Annotated in this window: 18 protein-coding genes; 8 read left to right on the top strand and 10 right to left on the bottom strand. The window is 39.4% G+C overall.

All coding sequences use genetic code 11. The annotated features are described in order from the left end of the window. Window positions 1-63: 63 nt before the first annotated feature. Window positions 64-774, bottom strand: coding sequence for an LrgB family protein (locus B1202_RS12770; protein ID WP_171262654.1), 711 nt, complete (start codon window positions 772-774; stop codon window positions 64-66). Then, window positions 771-1,223: a CidA/LrgA family protein gene (locus B1202_RS12765; protein ID WP_078190989.1), complete on the bottom strand. Its 453-nt coding sequence runs from the start codon at window positions 1,221-1,223 to the stop codon at window positions 771-773. Before B1202_RS12765 ends, B1202_RS12770 begins: the two co-directional genes overlap by 4 nt. A 97-nt stretch (window positions 1,224-1,320) precedes the next feature. Between B1202_RS12765 and B1202_RS12760 the strand changes: the two genes are divergently transcribed. After that, the gene (locus B1202_RS12760; RefSeq protein ID WP_078190988.1) at window positions 1,321-2,220 is read left to right on the top strand and encodes a LysR family transcriptional regulator; all 900 of its coding nucleotides are present in this window, start codon (window positions 1,321-1,323) and stop codon (window positions 2,218-2,220) included. Between the two features lie 150 nt (window positions 2,221-2,370). After that, window positions 2,371-2,850 (top strand): winged helix-turn-helix transcriptional regulator, encoded by a 480-nt coding sequence (locus B1202_RS12755; RefSeq protein WP_078191046.1) that lies wholly within the window; start codon window positions 2,371-2,373, stop codon window positions 2,848-2,850. Window positions 2,851-2,932: 82 nt separating this feature from the next. Here the strand turns inward: B1202_RS12755 and B1202_RS12750 are convergent, their stop codons facing one another. Genes B1202_RS12750 through tusD form a run of 4 tightly spaced genes read right to left on the bottom strand, consistent with a single transcriptional unit; the run spans window position 2,933 to window position 4,358 of the window. Beyond that, entirely contained in the window at window positions 2,933-3,244 is a 312-nt protein-coding gene (locus tag B1202_RS12750) for a TusE/DsrC/DsvC family sulfur relay protein (protein WP_078190987.1), read from the bottom strand. 48 nt (window positions 3,245-3,292) lie between these two features. Beyond that, window positions 3,293-3,580, bottom strand: a complete 288-nt coding sequence (locus tag B1202_RS12745; RefSeq protein ID WP_078190986.1) for a DsrH/TusB family sulfur metabolism protein — start codon at window positions 3,578-3,580, stop codon at window positions 3,293-3,295. A 13-nt stretch (window positions 3,581-3,593) separates the two neighbouring features. Next, a complete protein-coding gene (locus B1202_RS12740; RefSeq protein ID WP_078190985.1) occupies window positions 3,594-3,944 on the bottom strand; it encodes a hypothetical protein in 351 nt (116 codons plus the stop codon). A 45-nt stretch (window positions 3,945-3,989) separates the two neighbouring features. Next, window positions 3,990-4,358, bottom strand: a complete 369-nt coding sequence (gene tusD, locus B1202_RS12735; RefSeq protein WP_078190984.1) for a sulfurtransferase complex subunit TusD — start codon at window positions 4,356-4,358, stop codon at window positions 3,990-3,992. A gap of 301 nt (window positions 4,359-4,659) precedes the next feature. Between tusD and B1202_RS12730 the strand changes: the two genes are divergently transcribed. The 5 genes from B1202_RS12730 (at window position 4,660) to B1202_RS12710 (ending at window position 10,042) form a co-directional block, all read left to right on the top strand. Continuing rightward, window positions 4,660-5,256 (top strand): phosphatase PAP2 family protein, encoded by a 597-nt coding sequence (locus B1202_RS12730; RefSeq protein WP_078190983.1) that lies wholly within the window; start codon window positions 4,660-4,662, stop codon window positions 5,254-5,256. Between the two features lie 521 nt (window positions 5,257-5,777). Further along, window positions 5,778-6,785, top strand: coding sequence for an SDR family NAD(P)-dependent oxidoreductase (locus B1202_RS12725; protein WP_078190982.1), 1,008 nt, complete (start codon window positions 5,778-5,780; stop codon window positions 6,783-6,785). 198 nt (window positions 6,786-6,983) lie between these two features. Continuing rightward, a complete protein-coding gene (fumC, locus tag B1202_RS12720) occupies window positions 6,984-8,378 on the top strand; it encodes a class II fumarate hydratase (protein ID WP_078190981.1) in 1,395 nt (464 codons plus the stop codon). Between the two features lie 363 nt (window positions 8,379-8,741). After that, window positions 8,742-9,233 (top strand): hypothetical protein, encoded by a 492-nt coding sequence (locus tag B1202_RS12715; RefSeq protein WP_078190980.1) that lies wholly within the window; start codon window positions 8,742-8,744, stop codon window positions 9,231-9,233. Between the two features lie 206 nt (window positions 9,234-9,439). Beyond that, on the top strand, window positions 9,440-10,042 hold the full coding sequence (locus B1202_RS12710; protein WP_078190979.1) for a nitroreductase family protein: 603 nt from the start codon (window positions 9,440-9,442) through the stop codon (window positions 10,040-10,042). Between the two features lie 155 nt (window positions 10,043-10,197). Here the strand turns inward: B1202_RS12710 and B1202_RS12705 are convergent, their stop codons facing one another. Then, the gene (locus B1202_RS12705) at window positions 10,198-11,985 is read right to left on the bottom strand and encodes an acyl-CoA dehydrogenase (RefSeq protein ID WP_078190978.1); all 1,788 of its coding nucleotides are present in this window, start codon (window positions 11,983-11,985) and stop codon (window positions 10,198-10,200) included. Between the two features lie 122 nt (window positions 11,986-12,107). Between B1202_RS12705 and B1202_RS12700 the strand changes: the two genes are divergently transcribed. Then, window positions 12,108-13,094, top strand: a complete 987-nt coding sequence (locus B1202_RS12700; RefSeq protein ID WP_078190977.1) for a GlxA family transcriptional regulator — start codon at window positions 12,108-12,110, stop codon at window positions 13,092-13,094. A gap of 7 nt (window positions 13,095-13,101) precedes the next feature. Here B1202_RS12700 and B1202_RS12695 read toward each other — a convergent pair whose 3' ends face one another. From B1202_RS12695 to B1202_RS12685, 3 genes are all read right to left on the bottom strand, one after another. Next, window positions 13,102-14,301: an MFS transporter gene (locus B1202_RS12695; RefSeq protein ID WP_171262653.1), complete on the bottom strand. Its 1,200-nt coding sequence runs from the start codon at window positions 14,299-14,301 to the stop codon at window positions 13,102-13,104. Then, window positions 14,285-14,731, bottom strand: coding sequence for a MarR family winged helix-turn-helix transcriptional regulator (locus B1202_RS12690; RefSeq protein ID WP_078190975.1), 447 nt, complete (start codon window positions 14,729-14,731; stop codon window positions 14,285-14,287). The genes B1202_RS12695 and B1202_RS12690 overlap by 17 nt, the downstream gene beginning before the upstream one ends. A 190-nt stretch (window positions 14,732-14,921) precedes the next feature. Further along, window positions 14,922-15,698 (bottom strand): DUF805 domain-containing protein, encoded by a 777-nt coding sequence (locus B1202_RS12685; protein ID WP_078190974.1) that lies wholly within the window; start codon window positions 15,696-15,698, stop codon window positions 14,922-14,924. Window positions 15,699-15,761 lie beyond the last annotated feature (63 nt).

Raw genomic sequence — 15,761 nt, 5'->3', positions numbered from 1 at the left:
TTACAGATGAAACAGTTTAAATCATCATTTAAAAAGCCCAGCTATTGCACTGGGCTTTTTATTTTATCCTAATAGATAAATGACCAAATGAATAAGTGATGGCCCAAGCAATACCATAAAGACCCCAGCCAGTACCATGCTCAAGCAGGCTGCAACACCTTCTTCTTTATGACGTGATAATGCTTTACTTGTACCAAATCCATGTGCTGCATTGCCAAGAGCCGCACCTTGTGCAAAGCGTGAATGCAATTTAAGCCCAGCCAAAACTAGGTCAGCCAAAGCCACGCCAGCAATCCCAGTAATCATGGTAAATAGAATCACCAATTCTACTGAACCCCCAATATTCGAGGTAAGTTCCATGGCAAAGGGGGTAGAAATGGAACGTGCCATTAAGCTATAAGACGTTTCTTGGTCAAACTGAAACAACTGTGCCAAATAAAAAGCACTGATAATCCCTGCTAACATACCAATCACGATGCCTAAACTAATGCTCAGTGCATGCTGACGGATAATTTGTCGATATTCATAGATGGGGATAGCAAAGGCCACAGTGGCAGGGCCGAGCATCCATACAATCCATTGGCTTTCTTGCATATAAGTGTCATATGAAATATGAAAGCAAAGCATGAGTATAATCAGCACAAATGGGACGAATAGTGCAGGGGAAAGAACCATATACGGTAACTTACGATGCAGCTTTTTCGCCAAAATATAACCGACAAGGGTTAGGACGAAAAACAATACAGAGATGCTGTTCAACCCAAAATCGTTCATAAGGTTTTACCTGCTGTGTTGACATTATGATCTGACGCAGTTTGGTGTTTCGCTTTAAGTCTTGCCTCGAGTTTAAAGCCCCAATAAACCGTAAATGCTGTAAACACCATGACACAGATGGTACCCAGTACCACGGCTAAAATTAACTGCCAGCCAGAGCTAAGTAATAAATTTTGATATTTAATTAACCCAACCACACAGGGGATAAAGAATAAAACCAGTTCAGCCAAAATAAAATCTGAGCCTTGTTTGACCCATTGCATTTTAAATAAACCACTCAACAATGCAGCTAATAGGAGCAATAAACCAATCACGCCAGCAGAGATCGGCAAGTTAAACCATGATTGAATGCAAGAGCCGATCCACCAGATCAATATCAATAAACTTAGCTGCGCTAAAGTCTTAAGAAACTGGGTAAATTTGGAAGTAGATTGTGGAAACGTATCCATGAGACAACAGCAGAATAGGAGATGACGCTATTTTAAAAGTGCATAATCTGTATAATTATGAATAATTAATTATTAATTATGCTTGAATGGAATAATAATGGACATTAAAAGCCTAAAAGTCTTTGTGACCATCGTACAAAAACAGAGTTTTAGTCATGCAGCAGAAGCGCTTTTTGTCACTCAGCCGACAATTAGTAAATTAATTCGTCAGTTAGAAGATGAGATCGGCGTGCCTTTATTTCATAAAGGTGAAGCAGGGCGTAAAAGGGAAGCGCAGCTCACCTATATGGGAGAGCAGATTTATCAGCATGCTTTGGTGATATTGAATGAACAACAACGGATGCTTGATACTGTCACCCAAGTTCGTGCCTTAAAACATGGTAAATTGACCCTAGGTTTACCGCCATTGGCATCGGTGCTGTTTAGTCAGTTAATCGCGTTGTTTCATAAAAAATACCCCAATATTGAACTGAGCTTTTTTGAGGTTGGGGCGACGGGTATTGAAAGTGCCATTTTAAAAAAACAGGTCGATGTGGGGATTATTTTGGGTCACTTGAAACCGGTGTTGAGCGGTATTCCAGTGATGGAGTCACCTTTGTGTTTATTATCCAAAAAAAACTCACAGTGGCGTAAGCGAAAAACCGTTTCGTTGATTGAATTAAAAGAAGAATCTTTTTTATTGTATGACGATACCTTTACGCTCAATGACATCATTATACAGGCGGCAAATTACGTCGGATTTGAGCCCAATGTGGTGTGTAAAAGTAGCCAGTGGGACTTCATCGCAAAAATGGTGGATTCAAATGTCGGGATTGCACTTCTGCCTAAAATTTATTGTGAACAACTTGATGCGGCAAAATACCATATGGCTGAATTAGAAAATCCAAACCTAGACTGGAAGCTCAGTATGGCCTGGAATACCACTGTTGCCATGAGTCCCGCAACGCGTGCATGGCTAGAAATAATTGAGGACAATAAAGATAAAATACATTTTTAGTTCATTCACAGATCAAACCGATGAAATAAATGATTGGAAATGAAGGTGGATTTTACGATTTGTACCTCAAAGATTATTGAAAAGGATTTTGCAAAATCAACAGGCATGAATTAAATTGGGTGTTGGTCGTTATTTTTGATGGTTCATAAAATGAAATGGGATGATATAGGTCAACAACCGTGTTCAATCGCTCGTGCGCTTTCAGTGCTAGGGGACCGTTGGACCATGTTGATTATCCGTAATGCGTTTATGGGCATTCGACGTTTTGATGACTTTCAACAAAATCTCGGTGTGACGCGTCATGTGTTATCCGACCGATTAAAGCGTTTGGTTGAAGAGGGTATTTTAACCAAAGTTGCGTATGTCGAACGTCAGGAACGTTTTGAATATCGACTGACGCAAAAAGGCTTAGACTTGTATCCCATCCTTCTAGCTATGACCCATTGGGCCGATCAATATATGGATCAGGGCTTGGGATCACCAGTTGAATATGTCCATCAGGCATGTGGGCAAAAATTTAAACCGGTTTTAGTGTGCTCATGTTGTGCCGAACCGATCCAAGCCAAACAGGTCAAACCGATATTTACCCAAGCCTATTACATCGCTCTAAATCAATTAAAACCTGCTTAAGCTGTTTGATGGCTTTATTTAAAATGCTGATTTGCATCCATCTTGCTAAAATAGCCTAAGCTGTATTTAGATTGCTTTAAAATTACAAACAATTTGCAGGCTTAGGGATTCCCGCTAAACGACTTAAATGTCGAGCGACCAAACCCGTGTTAAATTTGTCTTGTAACACCGCATTATTAATATCAGCGCTCACCGTTTTCATTAAAAATTTAATGAGTGGGCGAGTTGCCGGCGAGTGACCAAACTGTTGATAAAACTGTCGAACAGCTTGTAAAACTTCAAAATGCCAAGGGCTTAACTCAAGTTCTAAACTCTTAGCCAGTTCTTGGGCAACAGTTTCATTCCAAATAGTGTAATCCACCAAATGGCCATCTTGGTCTAATTCAAGATTCATATTCGTTCCAAAAGAGAAGATTGTAGAAATGGGTCGCTTTTACTCAAATTATTTGAGTGAAATACATCGTTTAAATCTCAGACATAGATCAGCAAAAGCGGCATAGTCGATCACTTTCATATGACTATAATTCATACTTTTACCTAAAATTTCAGCATCATTTTCAAGTACATAACATGTGCCAAATTGCTGAATTTGTTCATCTGCAATATGTAAGACTGCTTCACCCATCAAGATGATCGCATCTTCAGGGTTGATTAAACTGGCTAACTGCTGGATGTGCTGTAGGGTATTGGCATAGCTGGCTTGGACTAAATACAGCGTAGAATTTGACATCATCATTCCTCTTTTACCAATACAACACATGATCAAATTGTTGAATTAATTCGGTATTGAATTGAATAAACTCAAGCTCTTGCTCACTGTTGATCACAAATGGGTGCTGTGAATTTTTTTGTTCAATATAAATCGGGGTGAGATCATAAAACTCAAAGCTATCAACCATGTTGGATGCGAGTTTAAATGCATGCTTGAGCTGACTAAACTCTTGTTCGGCTTGAAGTAAGCTTAGCGCAGCATCTTTGAGCAACACTTTAACGTCACAACCGAAGGTTGCAAGAACCATGGTCGCAGAAAGACTTTCATGTACTTGTAAGCTTGCAAGATTTGCATGGGTTAAAACAACCAGTACAGATTTCACGTAATTTTCCTTTTCAATACTACAAATGCGCGGCAATCAAAATACTTAGAATTGCAATAAACGGTCGGCAGCTTGTACGGCATCGGCAAGTTCGCCTAGGCCTACAAGTTCAAATTGCTCAGCTAGATTATGTTGCTGAATATTGTGACGCTGTGCATTTTCCTGATCTGTGATCCCACGTGCGAGAGCTGCACTTACGCAAACAGGTAAACGAATGCCGAGTTTTTGCCATTCACTACTGAGTTTGCGTTGATCATCTGGCACCCATTGCAGGGCATTTGCGACATTTACACCATCTTGATAGAAAAAAACCCGAAAGTTTTCGCCTTTCTGCTTCAGCGCTTGGGCAAGACCCAAAGCATGCCAAGCCAATATCGAAGTGGGTGAGGAGGTAATTAGTAATAGAGTACTCATCGAAATTCACTAAATGAATAAACGGTCTAAATCGACAGTTTGTTCTGAGTTCAGAAGAAAAAGCTAGTATACAATGATTTACTCAATGATCTGAATATTTGCAAAGTTTTGCTTATTTAGGCAGCGAAGTCATTGCCAATTTTTCTTCAAATATAACTTTTGATTTATTTGGGATTCAGCCTCAAGCCATCACTTTTCATAAATAAACTGGCCAGTTACATACTGAAAAATCTTTATATGAATAAAACGCAATTTTTGATTTTGTAGAATGCTATGATCTTTTCATTTTTTAAACCATCTCATGAATATAGAGAAATTTAATTTAAGTTTATTTAATTCAATCAATGCTTCGGACAATGCTTTAGATTTCACTATTTCTTTTGCCATATTTATTGCCAATGATCTATTTTATATCGTGATTCTCTTGATGTTTTTGGCTTGGTTTAAAGGAAGTTTTGATACAAAAAAGCAAATCGTTAAAGCCACTGTGTTTACTATCGTCGCATTTCTAATCAGCCAAGTGATTTCAAGTTTCTTTTACTATCCAAGGCCTTTTGTCTTGGACGTTGGACGCACGTTTATAGAACATTCACCGAATGGATCCTTCCCGAGTGATCACATGCTATTTTTTAGCACGATTGCATTTTCTTATTTATTTTCAAAGCAAAAAGCTGTCGGCTATGTATTTCTCGCATTCGCTTTTCTTGTGGCATGGTCGAGAGTTTATTTAGGTGTACATTATCCAATGGATATGGCAGGCGCGTTGATTATTGCGGTTTTGCTTAATTTTGTCGGACTGTCTTTATGGCGAAAATATGGGGCTCATTTGGTGAGATTGATCTTAAAAATTTACGAATTTCTATTTTCAGCCATGATCAAAAAAGGCTATATCCGCTAAATTAATTAAGTTCCTTAGATTTTGCGATTTCAAACGGTTACAGTTGTTGCAGTTACATTGCCAATATCTTGCCAGATGAATAATTCTAATGATTCATCTGGCGTTCACATCTAGATTCTCTACCTCAAAAAATAGTCAGACTGCTCAATTCCATTTGCTCATTAGAGTAGATTACTTCTAATACTTTTTTTGCTGTGAAATATGCTTTCTAGTGTGATTATTTTTAAATATCTTCTTCTAAAAGTTGTTCGCTCAATTACCACGAAAACTTGTGATGTCTTCAAAATTGATCGCTAGCTAGGTCATTTGTCGTAAATCAAATACAGTTAATATCCATAACTGCAACACAGTCAAAATTCTAAAGCAGTAAGATAAAACTAGAATGCTCTTGCAGATTGTTCGGCTCATAAAAAATGCTGAGGCGAAGTTTCAAAATTTAGATCTGTAGATAAGTTGGTGACGACACCAAGATGATGCCAAAGAGTTGTAAAAGCTTGATAACTATAAGGAGTATCTAAACAATGATTTTAGTGACTGGTGGTTTAGGCTTTATAGGCTCACATATAGCCTTGAGTTTAATGGCTCAAGGTCAAGAAGTCATTATTGTGGATAATTTATCCAATGCAAATTTACAAACACTTGAACGATTAGAATTTATTTCAGGCATGTATGTGCCTTTTGTTAAACTCGATATTCGCAATACTCCCGCTCTCAATAAAGTATTTGAACAATATACCGTCGATGTTGTCATTCATACGGCAGGCTTTAAGTCATTGGAAGAATCCGTCCTCAAACCACTTGAATATTATAATGATAATGTCAGCTGTATCATGAGTTTGCTGCGTGCCATGCAGCGAACAGGTGTACGAACACTGATCCATTTATCAAGTTTGGCGGTATATGGTCAGTCTTCGGCAGACTTAACAGAAGACACAGAAATCAATTTTACCTATCCAAATCCCTATGTGAAATCTCAACAAATGGTGGAAGAAATTATACGGGATACGGCACGTACCGATAATGAGTGGAAAATTGCGATTTTGCGTTTAGGAAACGTCGCAGGTGCTTTCGAGCATGCCATATTAGGCGAATTTGTCGCGCCATTGCCGAAAAATATCGTGCCGCTTGCGATGCAAGTCGGGGCTTTACAACGAGACTTTATCGAACTTCGCAAACAAGCTAAAACTGAAGATGGTACTGTGGAACGGAGTTTCTTGCATGTACTCGACTGCTGTAAGGCGGTGTGGCAATGTTTGCAATGGTTGTCGCAGCAACAATTTACTTGCGAGGCCTTTAATATTTCAGGTGAGTTGGTTTCGATACAGCAACTGTTGGATACGCTTTCAGAAGTGACACAGGCGGAGATTAAGACGGTCGAATCTACTTTTTACCCAAGCCATGAATATGACCAGCTTGGGGCAAGCACACAGAAGGCGAAAAGTACTTTTGATTGGCAGCCTGAACAAGATTTAAAGAAAATGCTAGAAGATGAATGGCGTTTCTATCAACAAACATTAAGAGGTAATTAACTCGTCTTGTTTTCGGTAAATTTAATCATCGTGCATGATTTTCTTTATAAAATCACGATAAAGATTATCAAATAAACCACTTATAATTGATAATGGTTATTATTTACAAAGCTAGGCAAGTTACCTAAACTGTATTTATCAGCAGAGTTTGATTCTGCACAGACGTTCAAGTTTATAGATAAGGATATGAGGTCATTTATGCAAACACGTATTGAACATGACACAATGGGCGATGTTGAAGTACCTAGCGATGCGATGTGGGGTGCACAAACACAGCGTAGTTTGCAAAACTTTAAAATTGGTGGTGAACGTTTACCACGTCCGATGATTCGTGCAATGGGTCTCGTCAAAAAATCAGCAGCGATTACTAACGCAGCATTGGGTCAAATCCCTCAAGAACTTTCTGGTTATATCGTCAATGCAGCCGAAGAAGTGATCTCAGGGCAGTGGGATGCACAATTTCCACTGGTAGTTTGGCAAACTGGTTCAGGTACGCAAAGTAACATGAACTGTAATGAGGTAATTGCCAATATTGCCAATCAAAAACTGGGTAATCCATTGGGTTCACAAAAGCCTGTGCATCCCAATGATCATGTCAATCGTGCTCAATCGACCAACGATTCTTTCCCAACTGCAATCCATGTGGCTGCAAGCCTACAAATCAATGAGCTTTTAATTCCTGCAGTAACAAAACTGCGTAATACCTTAGAAGCTAAATCTAACGATTTTAAAGATATTGTTAAAATTGGCCGTACACATTTACAGGATGCAACGCCTTTAACATTAGGCCAAGAGTTTAGCGGCTATGTTTCACAGCTCGATCATGGTTTGAAGCGTTTAAATCAAGCTTTAGAAGGACTGTATGAATTACCACTAGGTGGTACAGCGGTCGGTACAGGTCTGAATGTACATCCTGAATATGCTGTAAAAGCAGCAGCAGAACTTGCGAAACAAACGGGTCTGCCGTTTGTAACTGCGCCAAATAAATTTGAAGCACTTGCAGGACGTGATGCTGCTGTATTTGCTTCGGGTGCGTTAAAAACACTTGCTGCAAGTTTAAATAAAATCGCCAATGATGTGCGCTGGTTAGCCAGTGGTCCACGTTGTGGTTTTGGTGAGCTACGCATTCCAGAAAATGAGCCAGGCTCAAGCATCATGCCAGGTAAGGTCAATCCAACTCAAAGTGAAGCTATGACGATGGTGGTTGCTCAAGTACTTGGGAATGACACAACCATTAATGTTGCGGGGGCATCGGGTAACTTTGAATTAAACGTGTTTATGCCGGTTATTGCCTTTAACTTATTGCAATCTATTCAACTCCTCGGTGATGCATGTAATAGCTTCAATGACCACTGTGCAGTAGGCATTGAGCCAAACCGTGAAAAAATCGATCATTTCTTACATGATTCATTAATGTTAGTTACGGCACTCAACCCAGTAATTGGTTATGAAAATGCTGCAAAAGTTGCTAAAACTGCATATAAAGAAGGCAAAACTCTAAAACAAGTTGCGGTAGAACTCGGTTTAGTCACTGCAGAGCAATTTGATGAAGTGGTTCGTCCTGAGCAAATGGTTTCACCCAATACCAAATAAATAGTTTTGAGATCATTCAATTAGAGTGTTTGAAAATAAAAAGAGAGGCTGACTCATACTCAGCCTCTCTTTTTATTGGATAACTTTTTAATTCTTTTTTATCGCTAAATACTGGCTAACACATATTTTTTTGAATCATAGTCATCTTGAAATGCATGTATATAAACAGGACGGTTTATTAAAAATAGGGCAACGAACAAAATGCAGCAAGGCCGGAGTATGAAGCGAGTAATTCATAGGATTGGGCTTTGAATTCATTGGCACACTTGTTAAAATGCCTTTCTTTTTCTGTTTTCGTTGCTATTTGACATTTGTTTGAATAAATATTTGCAAGACAGTGTTTTATTTAAGGATTTCCCCCCAATGCTCACCATCTATTTGACAGATGTCCAAAAGAACGTTCAATTTAAAGACTATCCAGGCGAGCATCCTGTTAAATTTGTTTTGAATTTTAAAAAGATTTTTCCAAGCGTTATGGAGCTTTTGCTACCAGTTTTGCCTGAAAATGAAAATCTAGAAGAAATGAGCTGGGAATCAACAACGGCAGATTTTGAAAAATTTAAATTGCTACTCAGTTGTTGGGGCGTAATCGAACTACGTTTGAATGCTATTGCACAATATAAAGACCGTGCTTATGCAGATAACTTGGTAAAAAAAGCACAGCAAAAGCGTAAAGAATATAAAAAAGCACAGTCAAAACTACAAACTGTTGAACTGGATTATCTATTCATGCATGAAGTTCATGGTTTGATTGATGCAGAATTGGTTGAGCTAGGTGAAAAATTCTATCTACCGACTTTACGTGAGCTTTGGAAAAACCAAGTGTCAGCGAATGTACTAGAAGCAAAATTCTAAACTTCATAGAGTTTTAGTCGAAAAATCCTCCGCTTAGGAGGATTTTTTATATGTACAGCAGAACTTCAGATTTACTTCGGCAAGTGACTGTTTCATAGTGACCCATCAAGCAAGTGAAGCATTCCAATATTTGGAAAAGTAGCGATTTTTATCATTCCAAACGTATTTAACTCATCTGCACATTTTATTTTATAGGACCATTTTATATGTCAAATCAGTTTATTGACCTGATAAGCAAACGTCGCACTATTTATGCTATTGGGGACAATGTAAGCCAAAGCACAGAATATTTAACTGATTTGATCCAAACCGCGATTAAACAAAGCCCGTCTTCATTTAACTCACAATCTTCTCGTGCTGTTATTTTATTTAATGGTGAAAGCGAAAAATTTTGGGGCTTAGTCGCTGACAAATTAAAATCTTATGCAAAAGATGAAGAAAGTGCTGTGAAGACGACGGCTAAAATGGCAAGTTTTGCAGCAGGTTTAGGTACAGTTCTGTTCTTTGAAGATTTAGATGTGGTCAGTGGCCTACAAGCACAGTTTCCTTCTTATGCAGAAAACTTTCCGATTTGGGCTGAACATTCAACTGCCATTGCCCAATTTGCGACTTGGACCGCATTGCACACCGAAGGTTTAGGCGCATCATTACAGCATTACAACCCAATTGTGGATGAACAAGTGCATGCTGAATGGGACATTCCTGGGCATTGGAAACTACGTGCTCAATTGGTTTTTGGTTCAGTGGAAGGTGAAGCGAAAGAAAAAGGCTATATGGATGATGCCGCTCGTTTTAAAGTCTTTCAATAATTGCAGCGTATAACACACAATTTCGATAAAAAAGGAACGAAAACTAAGTTCCTTTTTTATTGTAGTTTTTATTGAAATAGATAGGGTTGGACAAGATTTTCATCCGTGAAAACCTTGTCCAGATTAGCCCATTGAGGACTGAGCTAAACGGGTGGCTAGAACCAACTTTCTTGCATGTTGAGGCAAGTATCATCAAGTTCTAGCAATAACTTGGCTTGGTGCTCTATTTCAGGTAATTCCCAGCGGATAAAATATTGCGTGGCTTGTAATTTACCTGCTAAGAATTGTTGATCTTCAGCTAAATCTGAATGTTCAAATTTCACAAGGGCTTGATTGGCCATTTCAAGCCATAGCCATGAAATGATGACTTTGCCCATCATGTCTAGATACAACGCAGAATTTCCCAGTGCCTGATCGACACGACCTTGGGCGAGGACTTGTCCCAAACTTTGTGTGGTTTTCTTCACCGTGTTTAAATGTGCTGAAAAAATCGCTGCAAGCGCTTGAGTTTTTGGATGTTGAGCTTGATCAATCGTATTTTGCATACGTTGTAATAACAGCATTAAACCTTTGCTGTTGTGCTGCCAAAGCTTACGACCCAACAAATCCAAAGATTGAATCCCAAATGTACCTTCATGGATCGGATTTAAGCGGTTGTCGCGATAACATTGTTCAAGCGGATATTCACGGGTATAGCCAGCGCCACCTAAAACTTGGATGGCTAAATCATTGGCTTTTGGCCCATAGGCAGAAGGGAATGATTTGACGACAGGGATAATTAAATCTAATAACAGCGCGCTGTCTTCATTGTTAGCGGCTTGATGTTCATCAATTAATCGTGCAGCAAATAAACATAACGCAAGTGCGCCTTCCACATAAGATTTTTGCGCCAAAAGCATCCGTTTAACATCTGTATGTTGAATGATATTGACAGGTTTAGCGGCAGGATTTTTATCTGATACTAAGCGGCCTTGTGGACGATTCTTGGCATATTCGAGTGACTCTAAATAGCCACGGTATCCAATCATGGCTGCACCTAAGCCGACACCGACTCGTGCTTCATTCATCATCTTAAACATATATTTAAGTCCAGCACCTGCTTCACCAATCAGATAGCCAGTACATTGGTCTTTTTCACCAAAGCTCAGTACTGTCGATGTAGTACCTCGGTAGCCCATTTTATGTAATAAGCCAGCCAGTTGAACGTCATTGGCGCCTGCAAGTGAACCATCGCTTAGGGTTTTAAACTTCGGAACAATAAACAGCGATATACCTTTCACGCCCTGAGGTGCATCTTGTATCCGAGCAAGGACCAAATGCACGATATTTTCAGTGATGTCTTGGTCACCCCCTGAAATAAACATCTTTTGGCCTTTGATGAGGTAGGTTCCATCGGCTTGTGGTATGGCTTTTGTGGTCAAATCACCTAAAGATGAACCCACATCCGGTTCAGTCATGGCCATCGTTCCAGCAAAGCGACCACTGAACATATGCGGTACAAACCTATCTTTTTGTTCAGTCGTACCGAAAGCTTGAATTACATTTGCAGCTGCAGCGGTTAGAAATGAATAAGCCACTGACGATGGATTTGCCGACATGAAATAGGCATTAGCAGCCATATTGATCAAAGTCGGAAGTTGCATACCGCCTGCATCATAATCATGCTGCGCACAAAGCAGGCCGGCATCTGCAAATTGTTTCCATGCCGTTTTGACTTCTGAAATGGTTTTAACCTGTTGACCATCAAACGTAGGTTCGTTTTGATCGGCTGTTGCGTTATGGGGTGCAAAAAAGTCTTGAGCAATACCTTGTGCAGTTTCTAGGATGCTTTTGAAGGTTTCAGCATCATGCTCGTAAAAACGTGGGTAATGCGTTAAGTCTTGCGCTTTAAACACGTCAAATAGCAAAAAATTTAAATCTTTGTCATTGATTAACTGCGCCATTGCTCAATCTCTAATCGGGTTGAATTTTATGCATCAAGACTAGCAGTTGATTTTTGGATATAAAATTGTCAATAATGACACTTAATAAGTCAAAAATGACATTTTGATAATTTGAACTTTAAATGAAGAAAATCATAATTTTAGCATTTGATGGTGCTTTGGCTTCTGCGATTACTGGAGTTGTTGATCTCTTTGCAATGGCGGGAGTCAGTTGGAACCGGATTCAAAAACAAAATGTGCAGCGGCTATTTCAGGTCAAAATTGCCTCACAACATGGTCAAGCTGTGCAATGTATCAATGGCATCAAGCTTTATGCCGATCTAGCATTTTATGAAATAACAGATGCAGATATCATCATTGTCCCAACGATAGGCGCGCTGATCTTAGATGTTTTAGCGCAAAATTCAGCACTGATCGAGTTATTAAAAACTCGGCAATTGCAGAGCGGACTGATCGCAGGAAATTGTACGGGTAATTTTTTTCTGGCAGAAGCAGGGCTTTTAGATGGTAAACAGGCAACGACACATTGGGGCTTTCAGCAAATGTTTCGTGAACGCTATCCTTTGGTCAAACTGAATGCAGATCAGCTCATTAGCCATGATCAAAATATTTACTGTGCTGGAGGCGGCTTAGCATGGTTTGATTTGGGACTGCACCTAATAGAACGTTTTTATGGTTTTGAAACGGCAATCCACACGGCAAAATCATTTGTATTGGATTATCGTCGTGATAGTCAGTTGTCCTATTCATTATTGAAAATATCTAAACCGCATCAGGATGGTTTGGTGCAAAAAGTTCAAGATTGGTTGGAACAACATTATCATGAAAATATTGTCTTAGATGAACTTGCGGCGCAGTTTAATGTGACAACAAGGACATTGATTCGACATTTTAAAACGGCTTTGGATATTCCTCCCAATCAATACTTACAATCAATACGGATTGAAGCTGCACGAAAGCGTTTAGAAGAAACGGGACACGCTTTAGATCTGATTATGCGAGATGTCGGCTATAGTGACCCAAGCTCATTTCGACGGTTATTTCAAAAAAAAACGGGGCTGAGCCCCTTAGAATATCGTCGACGTTTCAGCCGACGATTTGATGTTTAGATACAGTTTAAGCAGTTCGAACGGTATAACGACCATGTAAAATGTAGTAGGCACCAATACATGCAAAGGCAGCAAATGCGCTATACAAATACAATTGTGAGTAGCCAATATGGTCGAGCAATTTACCGATAAAGTATGGTCCAAAGCCTAAGCCGGCATCCAAAAAGATAAAGAAAGTCGAAGTGGCAAAACCCATACGTTCAAGTGGCGCACTTTTTACCGCAACTGTTTGGCAGACCGACTGAATATTGCCATAACCGAGTCCAAGTAGGCCTGCACAAAGTAAAAGCATCCATGAACTCTGTGTGATGCTGAGCAATACCAATGCCACGCCCATAATCACAAAAGCAGGGTAGATCACAATATTTTCACCTTTACGGTCCATCAACGGGCCTGTAAATGGGCGAGAAATTAAAATCGCAATGGCATACATCAAAAAGAAAAACGAGGCTGTTTCAACCAAATCGATTTCTTTGGCATAGAAGTTAATGAAAGATAAAACACCTGAATAGCAGATTGAAGCGAAAAGCATGATGAATGATATCGGTAATGCTTTAGGCTCTACAAATTGAGCAATCCAACTTGGTTTTTTGACGGCTTCAACAGTATCGAGGGGTTTATTGATTTTGGGTAAATCGGGCACTTGAATCAGCAAGGCAACCAATAGGCAGCTCAATGCGATAATTGTTGAAACAATAAAAATCGCATGATAACCAATATGTAACATCATCCAAATGGCAAGAAATGGCCCAATAGCCGTACCTAACGTACTACTCATGCTGTAGTAGCCAATGCCTTCACCGCGACGTGTCGCTGGTAAGATTTGGGCAATTAAGGTACCCAGCACTGTTGATGCAATACCCATCATAAAGCCATGCATAAAGCGTATGAAAAGCAACATGCCGACGCCAAACTGAATGAAGTAAAAACCAGAAAAGACTAAAAAGCCAATTAAACCAACGATCAGTGTTGTTTTTCGACCAAAACGTTCTAAGAACTTACCCACCAATAAACGCCCGACCAATGTGCCGACAATGAACAAGCCTGAAACTAGACCGGCTTGAGCAGTTGTCGCACCAAATTCAGCCACCGCATAGCCCACGATCACCACAACCAAGAGATAAAAGGTTAAAACCAATTGGAAGTTAATGGCGCTGACTAAAATAAAATTTCGAGTCCAAAGTGGTGCTTTATCTTGCATGATCATCACCTACAGTGTTTTGTTCAAGTTCTTGCATGACACGGTGTAAAATATGAATAGAGTGTTGGATATCTTGGCTAGCTAATGGCGCGATCAAGCGCTGCTCAAAGGCATCTATGTCTTTTGCACATTGCTGAAATAACTCACGTCCAGTCTCGCTGAGCATCATTTTCTTTTGACGTTTATCGTCAGTTTGTACATGACTCAAAATATCCATCTGCGCAAGAATTTTGACACGCTTAGTGATGGATGGCTTGGATACGTTTAAATATTCCGCCATTTCAATAGATGTACAAGCGGTTTTTTCACGGATGACAAACATGACTTGCCAAAGTGAATAGTTCAATTGATAGGGCAATAAAATCGTGTTGATTTCATCACTCATTAGACGCGCACAGCGTAGAAGTGAAGAGCGGAAACCTAATGTGGAATTCATGATAGTTAACTAGGGTAACTAAATTATCGCAACTTTACGCCTAATTTATTTTGAATTCAAGTGAACAACTCAAAGCATAAAAAACAGGTATAAAAAAACCTGTGCGCACACAGGTTTTCTTGCATAACATTTCATTTAAAGCTTATCGTTCAATGCATATCGTTGAATTGATACCTTAAACAATACGTGTTTATTCTACAGAAGCTTCTGCAGCTGCAATTGCTGCATCTTCCGCTGAGCTGTCTGCATTTTCTGAAATTCCTACACTTTCACCATCTGCATAAGCAAGTTCTTCACTTTCTGATTCAGCTTGCTCTAAATAAGCCGCAAGTTGTTCATCTGTTAATTCTTCAGGTTCACCTTCAGACATCATTGCTTGTTCTTGTAATTGGGCTTGTTCTAAATTGCTCATCATACTTTGCATATTGAACATCAATGGGATCATGACCAACAAATAAACAATCATCAGGATTAGATACAATGACCCAATAACTTTCTCTGTTTGTTCCGTTGGACGCTTAATACCATATTTATTTTCACCTTCAGTACCTTTTGCAGCCATCACATAAATGCTAAAGATGGTACCGACCAGAGGGATGAGAAAAATTAAGCAGAGCCAACCGCTTTTATTTAGATCATGTAAACGACGAATCGTAATGCAGATCATTGCGACAAACATTGCAACGATAGAAACGACAATCAGAGCGATCGCACTGAGTCCTAAGAATGAATTAAAAAGTGCTTCAATACTACGTTCTGCTGAATTGAAAAATGCAAAAAGACCCAGCGCGACGCTGATGCCCAATAGACAGGTATAAATCATGCTAATGATAAATAACCACGCTAAATAGGACAGGCGGCCAAAACGTCCCTCAGGAGACAGAGGATGATCGGCTTTTTGAATTTGGGGCTGAATATTTTGATCTTGTTGAAACGGATTCAATTCGCTTGAAGTAAGTTCAGTCATTATTATTCCAATTTTAATTATCTAATTTATTTTCTATACCCAAAAGGGCAGCATTATTGTATA

The sequence above is a fragment of the Acinetobacter amyesii genome (assembly GCF_002018365.1).
GTDB classification, from domain to species: Bacteria; Pseudomonadota; Gammaproteobacteria; order Pseudomonadales; family Moraxellaceae; genus Acinetobacter; species Acinetobacter amyesii.
Note: the sequence above shows the minus strand (reverse complement) of the source record. Positions and strands in the feature narration are given on the sequence as shown.

Excerpts from the sequence above, each read along its gene's own strand:
- B1202_RS12770 (WP_171262654.1), bottom strand. The coding sequence starts at position 774 with ATGAACGATTTTGGGTTGAACAGCATCTCTGTATTGTTTTTCGTCCTA.
- B1202_RS12765 (WP_078190989.1), bottom strand. The coding sequence starts at position 1,223 with ATGGATACGTTTCCACAATCTACTTCCAAATTTACCCAGTTTCTTAAG.
- B1202_RS12760 (WP_078190988.1), top strand. The coding sequence starts at position 1,321 with ATGGACATTAAAAGCCTAAAAGTCTTTGTGACCATCGTACAAAAACAG.
- B1202_RS12755 (WP_078191046.1), top strand. The coding sequence starts at position 2,371 with ATGAAATGGGATGATATAGGTCAACAACCGTGTTCAATCGCTCGTGCG.
- B1202_RS12750 (WP_078190987.1), bottom strand. The coding sequence starts at position 3,244 with ATGAATCTTGAATTAGACCAAGATGGCCATTTGGTGGATTACACTATT.
- B1202_RS12745 (WP_078190986.1), bottom strand. The coding sequence starts at position 3,580 with ATGTCAAATTCTACGCTGTATTTAGTCCAAGCCAGCTATGCCAATACC.
- tusD (WP_078190984.1), bottom strand. The coding sequence starts at position 4,358 with ATGAGTACTCTATTACTAATTACCTCCTCACCCACTTCGATATTGGCT.
- B1202_RS12730 (WP_078190983.1), top strand. The coding sequence starts at position 4,660 with ATGAATATAGAGAAATTTAATTTAAGTTTATTTAATTCAATCAATGCT.
- B1202_RS12725 (WP_078190982.1), top strand. The coding sequence starts at position 5,778 with ATGATTTTAGTGACTGGTGGTTTAGGCTTTATAGGCTCACATATAGCC.
- fumC (WP_078190981.1), top strand. The coding sequence starts at position 6,984 with ATGCAAACACGTATTGAACATGACACAATGGGCGATGTTGAAGTACCT.
- B1202_RS12715 (WP_078190980.1), top strand. The coding sequence starts at position 8,742 with ATGCTCACCATCTATTTGACAGATGTCCAAAAGAACGTTCAATTTAAA.
- B1202_RS12710 (WP_078190979.1), top strand. The coding sequence starts at position 9,440 with ATGTCAAATCAGTTTATTGACCTGATAAGCAAACGTCGCACTATTTAT.
- B1202_RS12705 (WP_078190978.1), bottom strand. The coding sequence starts at position 11,985 with ATGGCGCAGTTAATCAATGACAAAGATTTAAATTTTTTGCTATTTGAC.
- B1202_RS12700 (WP_078190977.1), top strand. The coding sequence starts at position 12,108 with ATGAAGAAAATCATAATTTTAGCATTTGATGGTGCTTTGGCTTCTGCG.
- B1202_RS12695 (WP_171262653.1), bottom strand. The coding sequence starts at position 14,301 with ATGATCATGCAAGATAAAGCACCACTTTGGACTCGAAATTTTATTTTA.
- B1202_RS12690 (WP_078190975.1), bottom strand. The coding sequence starts at position 14,731 with ATGAATTCCACATTAGGTTTCCGCTCTTCACTTCTACGCTGTGCGCGT.
- B1202_RS12685 (WP_078190974.1), bottom strand. The coding sequence starts at position 15,698 with ATGACTGAACTTACTTCAAGCGAATTGAATCCGTTTCAACAAGATCAA.